The organism is Streptomyces albus subsp. albus, assembly GCF_000725885.1.
Taxonomy (GTDB): Bacteria; Actinomycetota; Actinomycetes; order Streptomycetales; family Streptomycetaceae; genus Streptomyces; species Streptomyces albus.
Genome location: NZ_JODR01000005.1, coordinates 171,266 through 187,192, shown reverse-complemented (window position 1 = coordinate 187,192; position 15,927 = coordinate 171,266). Strand labels below are relative to the sequence as shown.

General features: G+C 73.1%; 14 protein-coding genes. 7 read left to right on the top strand and 7 right to left on the bottom strand.

The window, feature by feature from the left end:
• Positions 1 to 61 precede the first annotated feature (61 nt).
• Together IO40_RS0106970 and IO40_RS34740 are read right to left on the bottom strand one after the other, a co-directional pair.
• Positions 62 to 997, bottom strand: coding sequence for an alpha/beta fold hydrolase (locus tag IO40_RS0106970; RefSeq protein WP_031175052.1), 936 nt, complete (start codon positions 995 to 997; stop codon positions 62 to 64).
• Between the two features lie 252 nt (positions 998 to 1,249).
• The gene (locus IO40_RS34740) at positions 1,250 to 2,773 is read right to left on the bottom strand and encodes an endonuclease/exonuclease/phosphatase family protein (RefSeq protein ID WP_051719269.1); all 1,524 of its coding nucleotides are present in this window, start codon (positions 2,771 to 2,773) and stop codon (positions 1,250 to 1,252) included.
• A gap of 567 nt (positions 2,774 to 3,340) precedes the next feature.
• Between IO40_RS34740 and IO40_RS0106960 the strand changes: the two genes are divergently transcribed.
• From IO40_RS0106960 to IO40_RS0106945, 4 genes are all read left to right on the top strand, one after another.
• On the top strand, positions 3,341 to 4,615 hold the full coding sequence (locus IO40_RS0106960; protein ID WP_031175050.1) for an APC family permease: 1,275 nt from the start codon (positions 3,341 to 3,343) through the stop codon (positions 4,613 to 4,615).
• Positions 4,616 to 4,715: 100 nt separating this feature from the next.
• The gene (locus IO40_RS0106955; protein ID WP_031175049.1) at positions 4,716 to 5,546 is read left to right on the top strand and encodes an alpha/beta fold hydrolase; all 831 of its coding nucleotides are present in this window, start codon (positions 4,716 to 4,718) and stop codon (positions 5,544 to 5,546) included.
• Between the two features lie 16 nt (positions 5,547 to 5,562).
• Positions 5,563 to 6,444 carry a helix-turn-helix domain-containing protein gene (locus tag IO40_RS0106950; RefSeq protein WP_030407330.1) on the top strand — a complete coding sequence of 294 codons (882 nt, stop codon included), beginning with the start codon at positions 5,563 to 5,565 and terminating at the stop codon, positions 6,442 to 6,444.
• A 133-nt stretch (positions 6,445 to 6,577) separates the two neighbouring features.
• Positions 6,578 to 7,324 carry a class I SAM-dependent methyltransferase gene (locus IO40_RS0106945; RefSeq protein WP_031175048.1) on the top strand — a complete coding sequence of 249 codons (747 nt, stop codon included), beginning with the start codon at positions 6,578 to 6,580 and terminating at the stop codon, positions 7,322 to 7,324.
• Positions 7,325 to 7,352: 28 nt separating this feature from the next.
• On the opposite strand, the gene IO40_RS33245 is transcribed toward IO40_RS0106945, so the two are convergent.
• The 4 genes from IO40_RS33245 to IO40_RS0106925 all read right to left on the bottom strand — a co-directional run bounded on the left by IO40_RS33245 (position 7,353) and on the right by IO40_RS0106925 (position 11,021).
• On the bottom strand, positions 7,353 to 7,610 hold the full coding sequence (locus IO40_RS33245; RefSeq protein WP_033229106.1) for a hypothetical protein: 258 nt from the start codon (positions 7,608 to 7,610) through the stop codon (positions 7,353 to 7,355).
• Between the two features lie 213 nt (positions 7,611 to 7,823).
• Positions 7,824 to 8,699: a LysR family transcriptional regulator gene (locus IO40_RS0106935; RefSeq protein WP_016471656.1), complete on the bottom strand. Its 876-nt coding sequence runs from the start codon at positions 8,697 to 8,699 to the stop codon at positions 7,824 to 7,826.
• 1 nt (position 8,700) lies between these two features.
• On the bottom strand, positions 8,701 to 9,900 hold the full coding sequence (locus IO40_RS0106930; RefSeq protein ID WP_030407333.1) for a low temperature requirement protein A: 1,200 nt from the start codon (positions 9,898 to 9,900) through the stop codon (positions 8,701 to 8,703).
• Positions 9,901 to 10,271: 371 nt separating this feature from the next.
• Positions 10,272 to 11,021, bottom strand: a complete 750-nt coding sequence (locus IO40_RS0106925; RefSeq protein ID WP_031175046.1) for an SDR family oxidoreductase — start codon at positions 11,019 to 11,021, stop codon at positions 10,272 to 10,274.
• Positions 11,022 to 11,584: 563 nt separating this feature from the next.
• On the opposite strand from IO40_RS0106925, the gene IO40_RS37925 reads away from it, so the two are divergent.
• The 3 genes from IO40_RS37925 to IO40_RS0106910 all read left to right on the top strand — a co-directional run bounded on the left by IO40_RS37925 (position 11,585) and on the right by IO40_RS0106910 (position 14,219).
• Positions 11,585 to 11,758 (top strand): hypothetical protein, encoded by a 174-nt coding sequence (locus tag IO40_RS37925; protein WP_016471653.1) that lies wholly within the window; start codon positions 11,585 to 11,587, stop codon positions 11,756 to 11,758.
• A gap of 246 nt (positions 11,759 to 12,004) precedes the next feature.
• The gene (locus tag IO40_RS0106915) at positions 12,005 to 12,841 is read left to right on the top strand and encodes a restriction endonuclease (RefSeq protein ID WP_031175045.1); all 837 of its coding nucleotides are present in this window, start codon (positions 12,005 to 12,007) and stop codon (positions 12,839 to 12,841) included.
• Between the two features lie 604 nt (positions 12,842 to 13,445).
• The gene (locus tag IO40_RS0106910) at positions 13,446 to 14,219 is read left to right on the top strand and encodes a hypothetical protein (protein ID WP_041968709.1); all 774 of its coding nucleotides are present in this window, start codon (positions 13,446 to 13,448) and stop codon (positions 14,217 to 14,219) included.
• A 68-nt stretch (positions 14,220 to 14,287) separates the two neighbouring features.
• On the opposite strand, the gene IO40_RS0106905 is transcribed toward IO40_RS0106910, so the two are convergent.
• Entirely contained in the window at positions 14,288 to 15,850 is a 1,563-nt protein-coding gene (locus tag IO40_RS0106905; protein ID WP_016471649.1) for an FAD-dependent oxidoreductase, read from the bottom strand.
• Positions 15,851 to 15,927 lie beyond the last annotated feature (77 nt).

Here is a 15,927-nt window from a genome sequence, read left to right as displayed (position 1 = left end):
CCACGACGGGTCCGGCCGCGCGGTGGAGAGTTGCCGCCCCGCACGAACAGGGCGCGGGCCGCTACGGCCGGGGCCGGGCGTGGCGGGCGGTGAACGCGAGGATGTGAGCCGCCACTTCCCGCGGCCGTTCGAAGAGCATGGCGTGTGTGGCGTCGATCCCCTCGACCGTGATGTGCGGCTGTTCCCCGGCCAACCGGCTCAGGTCCCGCTCCAGCCCCCGGGCGTAGGCCGCCATCAGTTCGTCGAACCACGGCAGGCCGGGAGTGGGCGGGTTGGGGCGGGTCGCCCGGCAGATCAGCAGCGGCCCGGTGACCCGCCGGTAGAGGGCGAACAGGTCGAGCTCGTCCATGGCGCGCAGCATCTGCACCGCCGGCCCGCGCTCGGGCCGCAGGCAGCGCATACCGTCCTCGCGCACGGCGAGCGCCCTGCGCGACGCCGCGTCGAACAGGTCGGCGGATATGCCCAGGTTCTCGGCAGTGGCGGCCTGCTGGGCGAGCAATGCCTCCATCTCCGCCTCCGGGAGCGCCCGGCCGGCCGCCTGGGCGGCGAACCCCCGGACCTCGGCGAGTCTCCGCTCGACGTACTCGGGGTCCAGCCCGGCGTACTGGTGCGGCTGCCCGTACCCGTGGCCGTCGAGGTTGACGGCGGCGGGCGTCTCCGGGTGTTCGGCGGCGTACGCGGCGGCGAGCATGCCACCGAGCGAATGGCCGGCCAGGACGGCGTGCGGGATGCCGAGGGCGTCCAGCACCGCCGCGATGTCGTCGAGGACCTCGGGGAACGTCCACGGGCCGGTCCCGGAACGGCCGTGCGCCCGCAGGTCCATCGCCACGACGCGGTGCCGCGCGGTCAGCTGCGGGGCGACGGCCGCCCAGTCGGCGAGCGTCCGGCCGGCGCCGTGCAGCAGGAGCAGCGGCGGACCGTCGCCGCCGTGGTCGCGTACGGCGAGTTCCACGCCGTCACGGGTGAGGGAACGCTCGTCGGAATGCGAGGCAGGCAAGGCGGTTCTCCGTTCCGGGATCGGGGATGCGTCTCACCGTAAGACCTGCCGGAGGCGGACAAGATCGTGCACAAGGAGGGTGTGCCGGGGGGCCGCCGCGACGCATAATGGATCCACGGGGACCGCGCCGGGCCTCCTCCCCGGGCTCGGGACGACGGGCAGGCGGCAATGCCCGCAGCACAGCCGGACCCTTCCCTCCCCTCCCTTCACCGACCGGGAGCGAGCAGCCTCGGGCGACTCCCCCGTGCCGCATCACCGCCCGCGCAGCTCGTAGGTGGTGAGCACGGCGGCGTGGTCGGAGGGCCAGGTGTTGTAGCGGTAGCGGGGGTGGTGCTGCCAGGCCGGGTGTTCCTCGGCCGGGGCGGGGCAGCCGGTCACCAGGGTGCGGGAGTCCAGTGCGCGGAGGCGGGACCCTTTGTGGAAGATGAAGTCGATACGGTCCTGCGGCTCGACGCGTTGCAGCCCCTCCCGCCACAGGGTGACCGGTGACCAGGTCAGGCCCGGGTCGGCGGTGGGCTCGGGGTGGACGGCGCGGTAGGAGTCGGTGAAGCCGGCGTCCTCCAGGAGCTGGGTGACCGGCCAGTTGAAGGGCGGCGTGGAGACCTCACTGGTCCAGTCGAGGTGCGAGGGGCTGTTGAAGTCACCGATGACGAGGACCGGTTCCTCCTCCGCGCGGGCCAGATAGGGGGCAAGCGGGGCGAGGATGTGCTTCTCCATCTCCTCGGCCCGGTCGGAGTCGCACTCCTGCTGACGGACGGCGGCGGTGAAGCGGCGGGTGCCGGGCGGCGCCTTGTCGGGGCCGTAGGAGGTGTGGTCGAGGTGGACGGTGACCACCTGCACGGTCAGCGCGCCGACGGTCACGGCGGTGCGGAGGTAATGCTCGTGGAAACCACTGGCCTCGGGGTCGATGGGGTGACGTGAGAGGAGACCGACGTCCTTGTCGTGGACCGGATCGTCGTGCAGACGCGGGTACTCGTGGTAGTACCAGCCCAGCCGTTCGGCGAGGCGTCGCACGGTGCCCGGCTCCTGGTAGCGGTGCACTTCCTGGAGGGCCACCAGGTCGACGTCCTGCTCCAGCAGGGCACGCAGGACCTTGTCCTCCCCGTTGAGGACGCACGTGGCGTCGTACCACATGTTCCAGGTGGCCACCCGCAGCCGCTCGGCGACCGGGTCGCTCTCGCCGCGTACGGGTACGGTCACGGCGATGGTGGCCCCGGGCCCCTCCGGGTCGTCGACGGTGCGGGCGGCGACGACGAGATGTCCGTACCGGCCCGCCGTCGCGGCGGGGGCCACCCCGGTCACCTTGCCCGAGGGCGAGACCGTCAGCCAGTCGTCGCCGCTGTGCCCGGTCAGGGTGACGGGCCGGCCGAAGGTGCGCAGCAGTCCGAGGAGCGGCACACAGACCGGCTGTCCGGGGATGACGCCGGCGGTGGTGAGGGAACTCGGCACGAAGTACGGGTCGGCGGTCAGTTCGAACGGCAGAGGTTCGGTCAGATCGGTGACGGCCTGGCCGGGTGCGCCCGCGCCGTCGGCCCCGCCGGGGCCGGGGAGTCGACCGACCTCCTGGAGCGTGAGGGTGTAGCGGCCGGGTGAGACGGCGTCGTCCTCGTCCGGGTCGGTGGACAGTCCGGAGAACCACACCACCCCGGCGGTCCCGGGGGCGTACTCGGAGGTGACCGGTTCCTCGTCCCCGCGCTCGACGCGGTGGAGGGCGACGCGGTTGTTGCCCGGCACCTCGACCTCGTAGAAGACGGGGATGTCCGCTCCGGGTCGCACCGGCTCGCTCGTGTAAAGACTGATCCGGTTCGGCATCATGCCGCCCCGGAAGGGCCGTCGAGGGATTGCGCGGCCGGCAGGGCCGCTCCCCCTCGGGTCTCGTGGTCGGGCTCGTTGTGCAACGCGCTCCCCTTCCTTCCGGAGACGCCCCCAGCGGCGTTCTGCGGGGCCCGGCGGCGGGACGCCCCCGGTACCGGGCGGCACGAGGGGGCATGCCCCGCGGCTGCCACGGCCGTGCGGGCGGTACGAGAGCGTGAGCCGATCGGGGGACGGCGTGTGGCACCTGGCGTCCCAGAGGGGGACCCGGTGCCGGGTGGGACCTCCCGCGACGAAGCCCGGCGGAGGCGGGGCGGCCGGGCTGTGGGGCACACAGCACGGGGCTGCCGGGCCAGGGGCCCCGCCTCCCGGTGCTCTGCCGCGGCCAGGCCTGAGCCGTCGACGACGCCGCAGCCTCGGTCCACCTCTCCGCGCGGCGCCGGAGGCCGCGAGAGTGCGCGGGGTTGCTCTATCGTCTGGCGGCGTCGGAGTCCGTGAAACCGGCGGCAGTGGCCGCCCGAGGGGGTACCCGTGAGCGAACCGTCGGCCGCCGGCGGTGGTCCGGACGCGTTGCGGCGCCGGCTCGGACTGACGGACGCCGTCGTGATCGGCATGGGCTCGATGATCGGCGCGGGCATCTTCGCCGCGCTCGCACCGGCGGCTGCTGCGGCCGGGCCCGCGCTGCTGCTCGGACTGGCCCTGGCCGCCGTGGTCGCGTACTGCAACGCGACGTCCTCCGCCCGGCTCGCCGCCCGCTACCCGGCCTCCGGCGGGACCTACCTCTACGGGCGTGAACGGCTCGGCGACTTCTGGGGCTTCCTGGCCGGCTGGGGGTTCGTGGTCGGCAAGACGGCCTCCTGCGCGGCGATGGCGCTCACCGTCGGCTCCTACGTCCGGCCGGACCAGGCCCACCTGGTCGCTGTCGCGGCGGTGGTGGCACTGACCGCCGTCAACTACGCGGGGGTGCACAAGTCGGCGCTGCTGACCCGCGCCATCGTGGCGGTCGTACTGGCCGTGCTCGCCGCCGTGGTCGTCGCCGCCCTCCTCTCCGGACGTGCCGAGGCCGCACGGCTGCACCCGGGACCGGGCCTCTCCTTCGCCGGGGTGCTCCAGGCGGCGGGGCTGCTGTTCTTCGCGTTCGCCGGGTACGCGCGGATCGCCACCCTCGGCGAAGAGGTCCGGGAGCCCGCCCGGACCATCCCCCGGGCGATCGCCCTCGCGCTCGGGATCACCCTGGCCGTCTACGCGGCCGTCGCCCTCACCGTGCTGGCGGTGCTGGACGCCGATCACCTCGCCGGCGCCGCGGCACCGCTGTCGGACGCCGCGCGGGCCGCCGGCGCCGGCGGGCTCGCGCCCGTCGTACGGGCCGGCGCCGCGGTGGCCGCGCTCGGCTCGCTGCTGGCGCTGGTCCTCGGTGTCTCCCGCACCGTTCTCGCGATGGCCCGCGACCGGCACCTGCCCCACGCTCTGGCCGCCGTCCACCCCCGCCACCGGGTGCCGCACCGGGCGGAGCTCGCGGTCGGCGCCGTGGTGGCCGTGGTGGTGATGACGGCGGACGTACGTGACGCGATCGGCTTCTCCTCCTTCGGCGTACTGATCTACTACGCCGTCGCCAACGCCTCGGCCTGGACGCTCACCCCCGAAGAGGGCCGCCCCCACCGGCTGGTGCCGGCCGTCGGACTGGCCGGCTGCCTCGCGCTGGCCTTCGCCCTGCCGCCGTCCTCCGTCGTCGCCGGGGCCGCGGTGCTGGCGGTCGGCGCCGCCATCCACGGAGCACGCCGCGCGACGGCCGCCCGCAGGCACTGAAGCACGGCGCGGCGCCGGTCCGGCCCGCACCAGGCGGGAGCAGCCGCCCGGCGACATTCGTACAAGACAGGCTCCGGGCAGCCTGCGCATGATGCCCCGCATGGGCGGAAACGACGTTGAGCACTCGCACGGCATGCATGTGGTCCACGACGGCGCACGGCAGGCGCCCCCTTTGCTGCTCGTGCACGGATCGGGCGCCTCGGGCGGCTCCTGGGCCCCGATGGTCCCGGCACTCGCCGGCCACCGTCATGTCATCCGGATCGACCTCCCCGGCTGCGGCCACTCCCCGCCCGCGCCGCCGTACGACGTGCCCGTGCAAGCGGCCCGGGTGGCCGCGCTCCTGGACGACCTGGGGCTTCGTCACATCGCCGCGGCCGGGCACTCCAGCGGCGGCTACGTCCTCACGGCGCTGGCCGAGCAGCGCCCCGATCTGGTCGGCTCGCTCACGCTGATCAGCACCGGGCCCGCTCTCGACGCGTTCCTGCCGCAGCCGGCCGTGCTGCGGGCGCTGCTGGAACCGCCGCTCGGGCCGCTCCTGTGGCCGCTGCGTACGGACTCGATGATCCGCAAAGCGATCAGGGCGACGGCTGCTCGTCCGGTCGACGTCCCGGACGAACTGGTCGCCGGGGTCCGCAGCATCTCGTACCGGACCTTCCGGGCGATGGATCGGCGGACCACCGCGTACGTCGCCGAGCGGAGCGTGCCCGAACGTCTCGCCGCACTCCGGCTCCCGCTGCTGGTGATCTTCGGTGCCGCCGACCCCCGCTGGGAACCGTCCTCGGCGCACCGGTACGAGCGGGTGCCCGACGCCCGGGTCGAGCTGCTGCCCGGCGTCGGACACCTGCCCCTGCTCGAAGCCCCCGAGGCGACCGGTGAACTGCTGCTCGGCTTCACGGCGGCGGACGCCGGCGCCCCGCCCGTGCTCCCCTGAGGACTAGGGTGGTCGTATGCGGTCGGCCCGAAGACCAACCGGAACACTGGACTGGGCGTTGTGGGACATCGCGACCCCGCGTCCGCCGTGCCGGCTGCCGGGTGTCGGCATGGCCGGTTTCCGCCCGCGGGTTCACACGTCGGCGGACATCGCCATGATCGCGCACCCCTCCCTCACCCTTCTCGTGGACATGAGTGACGAAGGAAGCCTCCTCCACGACGCCCACGGCCGGCGCGGGCGCGGCAGCGTCGTCGCCGGGCTCCTCCCCGGCGCGCTCCGGGCGAGCGGCCGGGTCGGCGAAGTCCTCCAGATCAGGCTGGACCCGGTCGCGGCGGCCGTACTGCTCAGGGCGTCGCCCGATCTGTGCGGGACGGTGGTGCCCCTGGAGGAGGTGTGGGGCCGCGACGCCGGACAGGCCGAGGAGCGCCTGCGCGCCGCCGCCTCGTGGGACGAACGGTTCGCGGCGGTGGTGGACATCCTCGGCCGACGGCTGACAGAACCGCCCGCCGCACGCTCCCCGGTGGACGGTGAAGTGGCCCACGCCTGGCGGCGGATACGCGCGAGCCGGGGGCGGATACGCGTCGACAGCCTGGCGGACGAGGTCGGGTGGAGCCGCAAACGGCTCTCGGCCCGCTTCCGGTCCCAACTGGGCATCGCCCCCAAACGCGCCGCCCGCCTGGTGCGCTTCGACCATGCCGCCCACCTTCTCGCGGCGGGTCTCGGCGCGGTCGACGTCGCCGCCGCGAGCGGCTACGTCGACCAGTCCCATCTCGCGCACGAGGTCAAGGAGTTCACCGGTTTCACGCCCACGGCGGTGGCCGCCGCGCCGTGGCTCGCGATCGACGACATCGCGTGGCCCGCGTCGTCGCCGTCCCGGAGCCCGGGGACGCGCGGATGAGCCGACCGGTCCCGGAGGAGGGAACGTCCAGCGGGCGGCAGTCTCGGTCCGGTGACGCCGCCGGCGCGGAGGAATGCGGCCTGGAAGGACTTTTCTCCAAGACAGCCGCGGCGCGGTTCACGACACTGCGGATATGTCCAACGACTCGGATGACTTCCCGCCGCCGCCCGCCCGGCGACCGCGGTACGGCGTCGACGCCCCGGCCTTCCCCGCGGTGACCGGCGCGGCCGGCCTCGCCTGCGGGCTGGCCGCCGGCCGCAGACGGCCCGGAAGCAACGCGGTGCTCGCAGCCGCGACGGTGCTGCTCGCCCACACCGGCGTCTACCTCCACACCACGCTCCGCGGCAAGTTGCGGGTCTGGGAACGAGAACTGGGCCGGGCCGGCCTCAAGGGCGACGAGCGGCTGCTCGACATGGGATGCGGTCGCGGCGCGGTACTGATCGAGGCGGCGCGGCGGCTGCCGAGGGGGCGGGCCGTCGGCGTGGACCTGTGGTCCGGCAAGGACCAGAGCGGCAACCGGCCGGAGGTCACACTCGCCAACGCCGCTGCGGCGGGCGTCGCCGACCGGGTGGAGGTGCACACGGCCGACGTGACGGCGCTCCCGTTCCCCGACGACTCCTTCGACATCGTGACGAGCGCGCTGGCGCTCCACAACATCCCCTCGCGGGAAGGCCAGTACCGTGCGCTGGACGAGGCCGTACGTGTGCTGCGTCCGGGCGGACAGCTGCTCGTCGCCGACTTCTGGTTCGCCGCCAGGAAGTACGCCGCCCACCTCGAAGAAGGCACACTGCGCGGGCTCGGCCCCGGTTACTGGTACGGAAGCCCGCTGCTCGGCATCACGTTGCTGCATGCCGTGAAGGGCGGGAGACGGCGAGGGTGAGCAACCCGGTGCAGGGCCGCAAGGGTGCTCACATGGAGGCGACCACCACGACCCAGAGCAAGAAGAGCACCGGGGTACCGCCCGTGACCAGGCCGATGAGGCACTTGCCGCGGTTCAGCCGGGTGCGCAGCCCCATGACGGCGAGGGTGACGCCGAGGCTGCCGCACAGCAGCGAGACGCCGAAACCGGGCGGGAAGACCGCGCTGAGCAGGGAGATGATGCCGAGGACGAGTGAGACGGGCCCGTAGAGGGAGGCGGGGCTGTCCTTGGCTCCGGCGTCGGTCATGGCGGCCCCCTCGCTGTCGATGCTCGTCCTGCGGCGTCCCTACCCCGGAAGCGCACCTCGTGCTCCTCCCGGGCCGACCCGTTCTTCCGAAGGCCGGGAGCGGTGACGCTCTCGGACACCGGGGATTCCGGCGGGCCCGCGTGCTGTGTCGGTGCCGAGGCGCGAGGCCGAAATGGCCGGTCGTCCTTCGGCTGCCGAGTGCAGGGTTCGTCCTCACACCGCCATGTGGGCGAGGAAGGTGGTGCGGCTGGGGCAGGTGGTGTGAGGAAGGTAGAGCGCGTGGAGCGGGGCGTGGATGGGGGGCTCGAGGGTCAGGACGTGCGCCTTGCCGCCTGCGGCGGTGCCGGGTGGAGTGGTGACGAAGGCGATGTGCCGGGTGTCGATGACGGCAGTGATGGGGGGTGTGCCCTGACGGGCGGTGCGTTCGGTGTGCGGTTCGAACCCGGCCTGGCGGCAGTGGCCGATGAGGAGGTCGGTGTAGTTGGAGCGGCCGGGGGTGCCCCAGACCACGAACGTCTCGTCGGCGAGTTCCGGCAGGGTCACGGTGGACCGGGACGCGAGGGGATGCTCGGAGGAGACGGCGATGTGCAGACGCTGGTGGCCCAGGGTGGTGCGGGCCAGGCCGTGCGCGGGTGTGATTCCCCGGCACAGGCCGATGTCGAGGTCACCGGCGAGGAGGGCGGCGGTCAGCTCGGACGGGTAGCGCTGATGGATCTCCGGGGTGATGTCGGGGTGGGTGTCCGTCACCGGGGCGAGGAGGCCGACGAGTTCGTCGCCGGTGACGGCGGGGGTGTAGCCGATGCGGAGCGCCTGGGTCTCGCCGCGTCCGATACGCCGGGCACGGTCCAGGGCCGCCCGGGTCATGCCGTTGAGGACACGGGCGTCTTCGAGCAGGGCCGCCCCCGCGGGCAGAACGGTCACTCCGGAGCTGCCGCGTTCGAGCAGCGGGACGCCGACCTCGCGTTCGAGGACGCGGATGGACGTGGAGAGGGCCTGCTGCGACAGGTGGAGCCGGGCGGCGGCACGGGTGAGGCTGCCTTCCTCGGCGACGGCGATCAGGTGATCGAGTTTGTTCAGGTCCAGTCGCACCTCAATGCCCCTCGGCTCGCCGGCGGACGGTGAAGAGGTTGGCGGCCAGCGTGGCGGCCACGGCCAGGCCCATGCCCAGTACCGCTCCCCCGATGCCGAGCGCGGGTGCACTCAGCCCCAGTACCAGCACCACGAGTGCACCGCCACCCACCAGCAGGGCATGCCCCACCGCTCCGGTACGGGTGATCCTGTGCAGCGCGCCCAGCATCAAAAGCGTGATCACCACGGGGAGGGCGACCGCCGGACCGGCCCCCCGGACGGGCAGATGTCCGTGGTGTTCGACGGCGTCCAGAGCCGCCTCCAGGCCCGCGCCGATCGCGGCCAGCGCGGCGAAGACGACATAGTGGCCGTATCCCCACACCAGGGCGGTGCGCAGGGTGGTCAGCCCCGCCTCGCTGCCGGTGAAGTAGATCCACCACAGCGCGAACACCAGCAGCAGGCCGCCGATCGCGATCAGGAGAACCGGGGCGGACAGACCGCGGCCGGCCACGGCGGAGTGGACGGCGGCCAGGGAGCCGAGGATGACCTCTCCGAGGACGATGATGGTGAAGAGGCTGTAGCGCTCGGCGATGTGCCCGGGATGCCAGCCGGTGGGGCTGCCCCGGTACTCGGCCCAGGCCGGCACGGCAAGCTCGGCGGCGACCAGCACCAGGAAGGTGACCCACGCCCAGGCGCCCGGTGCCCACAGCCGGGCGACCCAGCCCAGCTGCACCACGGTGATGCCGACGGCGTAGCGCAGCGCGCCACCGCGGCCCTCGGGATGTTCGACGGCAGCGCGCACCCACTGCGCGACCATCGCGACCCGCATCACGATGTAGCCGGCCACCACGAGTGCGAAGTCACCGCGCTCGAACACCGCGGACACACCTGCGGCCAGCACGAGGACGCCGGCCATCTGCAGCAGAGTCAGCAGCCGGTAGGGCGCATCGTCGGTGTCGTAGGCGGAGGCGAACCAGGTGAAGTTCATCCACGCCCACCAGATCGCGAAGAACACTGCCGCGTAGGCGGCCAGCCCAGAGCCGACGTGGCCTTCGGCGAGGGCGTGGTGGAACTGGGAGGCGGCCTGGGAGACGGCAACCACGAAGGTCAGGTCGAACAGCAGCTCCAGGGGTGTCGAGGCCCGGTGCTCCTCCCCCGGGTCCCGCCCGCGCATCGCCCGACGCAGCGGTCCGGTCGAAGTGGCGTCAGCCTGCCCGCTCATCACGTCTTCCTTCCGCACCCGGTAGGTGTCACTGGCCGGTCCCATCATTCCCGTCCGCCCGCGGCACGCCGGGCACAGACACCGAGCAGGCCGGACTTCCCGGACGGCGACGGCGGCCTGCCCGGCGTCGCCGTTGTGCTGTCCTCGGCCCTCGGCACCCGTCGGCAGGGGTTCCTCCTCCATGCCACCGCCCGCGGGGTCTCGCGCTCCGCCAAGAGGGCGGGGCCCTGTCGGTGCCGTCGTCGGACATGGGGTGGCGGCCTCCCCGGACGGCGCGGCGAGCAGGACGCCGGTGCCGCCGGGTTGACGCCACGAGCGCAGGCGGGGCCCGGCCGTGCCGTGGCCGGCAGGGCCCCTTCGGACGGGCGCGGTCAGCGGGTGGTGTAGCCGCCGTTGGGGAACATCGTCTGACCGGTGAACCACCAGCCCTCAGTGGCCAGGAACCTGATGACCGGGACAATGTCCTCAATGTGGGTGAGTTGGTTGCCCATCGCCTGCGACTTGTGGAACTCCACCCGCTCCGGGGTCTCCTGCGGGTAGAAGAACGGAGTGTCCATCGGCCCCGGGGCCACCGTGTTCACGGAGATCCCGCGGTCGGCGAACTCCTTGGCCGCCGCCCGGGTGAAGTGCTCCAGTGGTGCCTTGCCTCCGGCGTAGGTGGAGTAGCCGTCGGTGAAGGCGGCGAGCAGCGACGTGCCCAGGCTGATGATCTTGCCGTGGTCGTTCAGCCGGCGCCCGGCCTCCTGGATGAAGAAGTACGCCGCCTTGGCGTTGATGCCGAACATGCGGTCGTACTCTTCCTCGGTGGTCTCCAGGATCGGCTTGCGCAGCACCATCCCCGTGGTGTTGACCGCCACGTCGGCGCCGCCGTAGGTGTCCACCGCCGTGTCGAAGAGCCGCCGTACGTCGGCGACCTTGGTCAGGTCTCCCTGGACGGAAACGGCCTGCCCTCCGGCCTCCTGGATGGCCTGCACCGTCTGCTCCGCGTCGCTCGCGGAGCTGTGATAGTGCACGACCACCTTCGCGCCGGACTCCGCGAACGTCCTGCTGAGCAACCCGCCCAGGTTCTTCTCACCACCGGCGACGACGGCGACCTTGTCCCGCAGCGTGTTCTCGGCCATGCTCCGCTCCCTCACGTTCTTACCGGTGATCGGCTCGATCTCGTACCGAGGACGAGCCTAGGGGGACATTCCGGTCATCAGGTAACAGAACTTTCGGGTCGCCCCACAAACAACGTCGGTACCCCGGCCGGGGGAAGCAGCCTGCGCTGAGCACGGCGGCCGGTTCCGTGACCGGTCCGGGCCTGTCCAGGTCCGGGGTGGACCCGCACACCCGCCGTGGGTCCGAGTCGCGTGACGGTGGGGCAACGACAACGTTCCGGTATCGACCCTGGTCACAGCCGCGGCGCAGCCGGTGCCGTGGGCTGTCGCAGGAGAGTCACACTCCGCACGCGCCGTCGCTTTCTGCGGTCGCACGGAGCGCGGGCCTCGCCGAAGCCGGGACCGGGCCGGCGGGACGAACGCCGGACCTGGCCGTGGCCGTCGTGCGGTGGTGCGGGCCTCGCCTGCGCCGTTTGCCACAGCCGGGTGGTTCACCCGGTTACTGCGGGGAACTCTGGGCCGTGAGTGAAGCCCGGGCGGCGGGTGTCCCCCGCGGCAGGGCAGCCCCCGAAAAGGAAGTGACGATGACCGTTCCGGAAGAAGGCCGCCCGAAGACCGGGACCACGGATCAAGTGATCAAGGAGACCGAGGACTCGGAGGACCAGCCCGGACCCCGCACCGGCGCCACCCTGCGGGAGGCCTTCGAGGAGGCCGACGTTCGCCCGGAGGATTTCGAAGAGGGATCTTCCGGGGAATGACACCCGGACCTGGGTCCCGGCCTGACCCCAGTGGGGCCGGGGCCCAGGAGCGGCATGCAGTGGTGAGCGAAGTCCGCGACGCCTTCCCGCACATCCCGTCCCTGTGGGCCGCCTATCTGCACGCCGGGGCATGACGCGTGCGTGAGCGGGGCGTCCCTCCACGACCGCGGTCGACGATCTTTCTCCTTCCGTGGGTACCCGCAGCCGGGTGATCTTCGTTGCCCGCTGTTCAGGGAGGTACCCGGTATGAGCCAACGCGCGCGCCCCGGTCGGCGCGCGGCAGGCGAGCGACGCTTCGACCTGCGCACGACCGCGCTGTTCTTCCTGCTGCTCGCGATCCTGCTGTGCGTCCTGGGTTTCTTGGCCCGCACCGCCGTGCGGCTGGCCGAGCAACGGCCACTGTGGGCCGCTGCACTTGCGGTGCTCGCTGTCGGGGTGGCGCTGCTGTTCAGGTCGAGGTGGCGCCGCTTCTCCGCGGCACGGTATGCGCGCCGGACGGCCGAGGTGCTGGAGGAGGCGGCCGAGGAGGCGTCCGACAGCCTCCGCACCGATCCCGCGGACGAGGCGGAGCCGGCCAGCGGTACGGACGGCCCGGGTGCCGGCGGCGCCGCACCACCGGCACCGCACGGGCACGGTGGCCGGAGCACGGCTCCCCTGCCGCCCGTGGCCGACTGCGCCGCCGAACTCGACCCGGACGGCTTCGAACAGGCCGTGGCCGGGCTGTGTGCCCGGGACGACTGCCGTGCCGTCGAAGTCGTCGGAGGCGCGGGCGATCTCGGCGCGGACGTCACCGCCGTCACGCCTGACGGGCGGCGGCTGGTCATCCAGTGCAAGCGTTACACCGAGGGCAACAAGGTCGGCTCGCAGGACGTGCAGCGCTTCGGCGGGACCTGCTTCACCGTCCACGGGGCCGATGTCGCGGTGGTCGTCACCACCAGCGGCTTCACCGCGCCGGCTCTCGCGTACGCGCACGAGTGCGGGATCGTCTGCGTGAACGGACAGGAGCTGGAGGAGTGGCGCCGCGGCACGGGTCCGGGCCCCTGGGAGCGGGCGGAGATCGCGACCGACCCGGCGGCGTTCTGAGCGGGATGCCCGGAGGGGAGCAGCAGGGGTCGGTGCGGCAGCTCCGTCGGCGTAAGTCGCCTGCGTGGAGGCCGGTTACACTCACGCACCATGCGTGGACACAGGCACCACATACAACTCGCGGCCCTTGCCCTCGCCCTGACCGCGACGCTCACCGGCTGTGGCGGTGAGGGAGGTTCCTCGGGCGACGGTGACGGCTCGGGCGGCAACGGCCCGAAGGAGAAGAAGGCCGGACGAAGCGGCACATCGCAGAACGCCGGAGCGTTCTCGCGCAAGGGGGTCCTCGTACGGGCCTGGTGCACCGTGCCCGCCGACAACCCGGCCCAAGTGGTCGTCGAGGCGTGGGACCCCGCCTCCTGGAAGCAGGTGGCCACCAGGACCTTCACGCTGCCGGCGCAGACCGTGCTCACCGAGGACAACGAGGTGCGGACGCCGCTTGGCGAGCTGTGCAAGGACGGCATGCCCGACCCGTCCGGCATGGCCGACGAGGACGAGGGGCCGAACGCCTTCGCGGAGCCGCGCCTGCGGCAGATCTTCGACGACGACTACTCCCACATCGCCGTCGTGTCTCAGGGACTCCGAGACGGAGGGCACACGGGCCGCGGTGGTGACGCCGAAAGGCCGGACGACGATGGTCAACCGGTCGAAGAAGTCGGACTTCGCGGACGCCCCGGCCGAGCAGCACCCGGTGTTCGCACCGGGCAGCGGCGGGGACGAGGTCTGGTACATGACCAAGGGAGAGAACGACAAAGTGCCGCGGATCTTCAGCAGCACTTTGTCGGGGCCGAAAGCCGGTGTCCCGTCCGCCCACGGGCAGGGCGACACCCTCTCGGTGCAGCGGCCCGGCTTCACGCTGGCGGGCGAGCCCGCGAGCGCCCTCACCGCGGCCGTACTGCGGCCCAGCCCCGACGGGCGCAAGGCCGCGGGCTTCCACGAGTTGCAGGGCATGAACGTCGTCGACGTCCCCCGGCGCCCGACGACCCAGCGCGACGACGACGCACCCCTCATGCCGCTGCCCAGCAGTTGCATGCCGTGGGGCTGGACGGACAACACCACCGTTCTGTGCGGCGAACGCGAGATGACGGAGGACGACCCGGCCAGGAAGAACAATTTCTGGACGGTCGACACCACCCGGCTGCGCCGCGACGAGGAACCGCCCGAGAGCGCCACGAGCGAGCCGATCCTGCCGAGGACCAGTCGGGACAACACGCTGCGGGCGCTCTCCGCCGACGGCCGGCAGATGATCATCACTTCGCGTCAGGGTTCCCGGGTGGAGCACTTCCGCGTCGCGACGGAGCCGGGATCGGCCCCGGAGAAGATCAAGGCCGCGGGCGTGGACGACGCGCTGCGCAACGGCTTCGTACTGGAGTGGCGCTGACGTAGGGCCGGTCGGTGTGGTGCGGCGGACCGCGGGGGTGGCGCCGCACCGGCCGGCCGCACCGGCGCTCATCCGGTGCGGCCGGCCCGCGCCGCCCACCGTGCGAGCGCTCCGCGGCCCCGGCCGGGCACCGTCCGCAGGGGGTGGCCGCGCAGTCCCCACCCGGCCAGCAGGGTGTTGGCGGCGAGGAAACCGCTGGTGGCCGCGCGTTCCATCAGCGCCACCGGAAGGCCGGTGCGCACGGTGTCCCCCGCGACGACCAGGCCGGGGCTGGGCGTCGGCACCGTCGGCCGGTCCGGGTGACCGCCCACCGGGAAGAGGGGGCAGTCGGCCCGCCATTCGTGGCGGGCGTCCAGCACGCGGGCCCGGCGGGTCTCGGGGTAGACACGGTGCAGTTCGCCGAGAAGCTCCTTCTGCCGGATGTCCCGTTCGGTGTCGTCCGGGAGCGCGTAGGCGTGCAGTTCGAGCACCGAGCCGCCGGTGCGCGCGGCCCAGCGGGCGGCCTCGCCCTCCCAGCGGTCCAGCACACTGACGTTGTCCAGGGGGCCGTAGCCGCTGGTGCCCAGGAAGCCCGGCCGGTCCGGGCGCACGGGCCGGTCCAGCCACAGCCGGGAGACCAGGAAGGGCGGCGCCGTGCGCAGCCGCGCGATCCGCCCTCTCCACTCCGCGTCGCCGAGGCTCCCGGAGACGGCCACGAGGTCCCGCAGGGCCCGCGGGTCCAGGGCCAGCACCACGGCGTCGTACGGCTCTTCACCGTCATCCGCTGCCACGGTGAACCCGCCGGCGGGCAGCGCGGTGACGCCCTCGACCGGGACGAGGGTGCGCAGTTCGGCGCCCAGGCCGGTCAGGTACGCGGCCAGCGGGTCCCACAGGGCCTGCGGGAACGGCTCGTCCGGCACGTCGAAGAGCAGTCCCTCGGCCGAGCCGAGGAAGTAGATGTGGAACATGAGCGCCATCTCGGCGGCGGACAGCTCCCCGGGGTCCGCGAAGAAGCTGCGGGAGAAGACCTCGAAGGCCAGATGCCGTGCCGCCGCGGGGAAGCGGATGGCCTCCAGCAGGTCGTGGGCGCTGAGCCGGTCGTACCGGTGGTAGACCTCGGGCACCCTCACGTCGAGCAGCGGCAGCGCGGCACGGGCGTTGATCCGGGCCAGGTCCCGCAGCCGGAAGGAGGGGCTCGTCGCGACGAACGCGAGCGCGCTCAGCGGCGGGGTGCGCGGGATGTGCCGGAAGCTGTCGTGGCCGCCGTCGGCGTGCCGCAGGGGATAGTCGGGCAGCGCGGTCAGCCGGGACAGCGCCGGATCGGTGCGGCGCAGCAGGGCCCGCAGGTTGTAGTACTGGCGGAAGAAGGCGTGGAATCCGCGGCTCATCGTCACCGTGCTGCCGTCGGCCAGCCGGGTGGGCCGGCCCGCCAGCCGGCCGCCGAGCACCGGCTCCCGCTCGTACAGAGTGACCCGTACGCCCCGCTCTGCCAGTGCGGTGGCGGCGGTCAGCCCGGCGATGCCGCCGCCGACGACAGCGGCGCGCGGCGGGGCCGTCGCATCGGCCCGCGGGGCTCCGGGCGGCGCGGGCAGCGACTGGGCGAGCCGGTCGAGACCGCGGCCGGGTGCCCGCGGGCGGCTGATGGGGGTCATGGTCGCTCCTCGACGGTCCTGACGGGGATGGCGCGGCGGAGGTGGTGCGGCCGGGGCCGGCCCGGCGGCGTGCCGTG

Excerpts from the sequence above, each read along its gene's own strand:
- IO40_RS0106955 (WP_031175049.1), top strand. The coding sequence starts at position 4,716 with ATGGGCGGAAACGACGTTGAGCACTCGCACGGCATGCATGTGGTCCAC.
- IO40_RS0106950 (WP_030407330.1), top strand. The coding sequence starts at position 5,563 with ATGCGGTCGGCCCGAAGACCAACCGGAACACTGGACTGGGCGTTGTGG.
- IO40_RS0106945 (WP_031175048.1), top strand. The coding sequence starts at position 6,578 with ATGTCCAACGACTCGGATGACTTCCCGCCGCCGCCCGCCCGGCGACCG.
- IO40_RS33245 (WP_033229106.1), bottom strand. The coding sequence starts at position 7,610 with ATGACCGACGCCGGAGCCAAGGACAGCCCCGCCTCCCTCTACGGGCCC.
- IO40_RS0106930 (WP_030407333.1), bottom strand. The coding sequence starts at position 9,900 with ATGAGCGGGCAGGCTGACGCCACTTCGACCGGACCGCTGCGTCGGGCG.
- IO40_RS0106925 (WP_031175046.1), bottom strand. The coding sequence starts at position 11,021 with ATGGCCGAGAACACGCTGCGGGACAAGGTCGCCGTCGTCGCCGGTGGT.
- IO40_RS37925 (WP_016471653.1), top strand. The coding sequence starts at position 11,585 with ATGACCGTTCCGGAAGAAGGCCGCCCGAAGACCGGGACCACGGATCAA.
- IO40_RS0106915 (WP_031175045.1), top strand. The coding sequence starts at position 12,005 with ATGAGCCAACGCGCGCGCCCCGGTCGGCGCGCGGCAGGCGAGCGACGC.
- IO40_RS0106905 (WP_016471649.1), bottom strand. The coding sequence starts at position 15,850 with ATGACCCCCATCAGCCGCCCGCGGGCACCCGGCCGCGGTCTCGACCGG.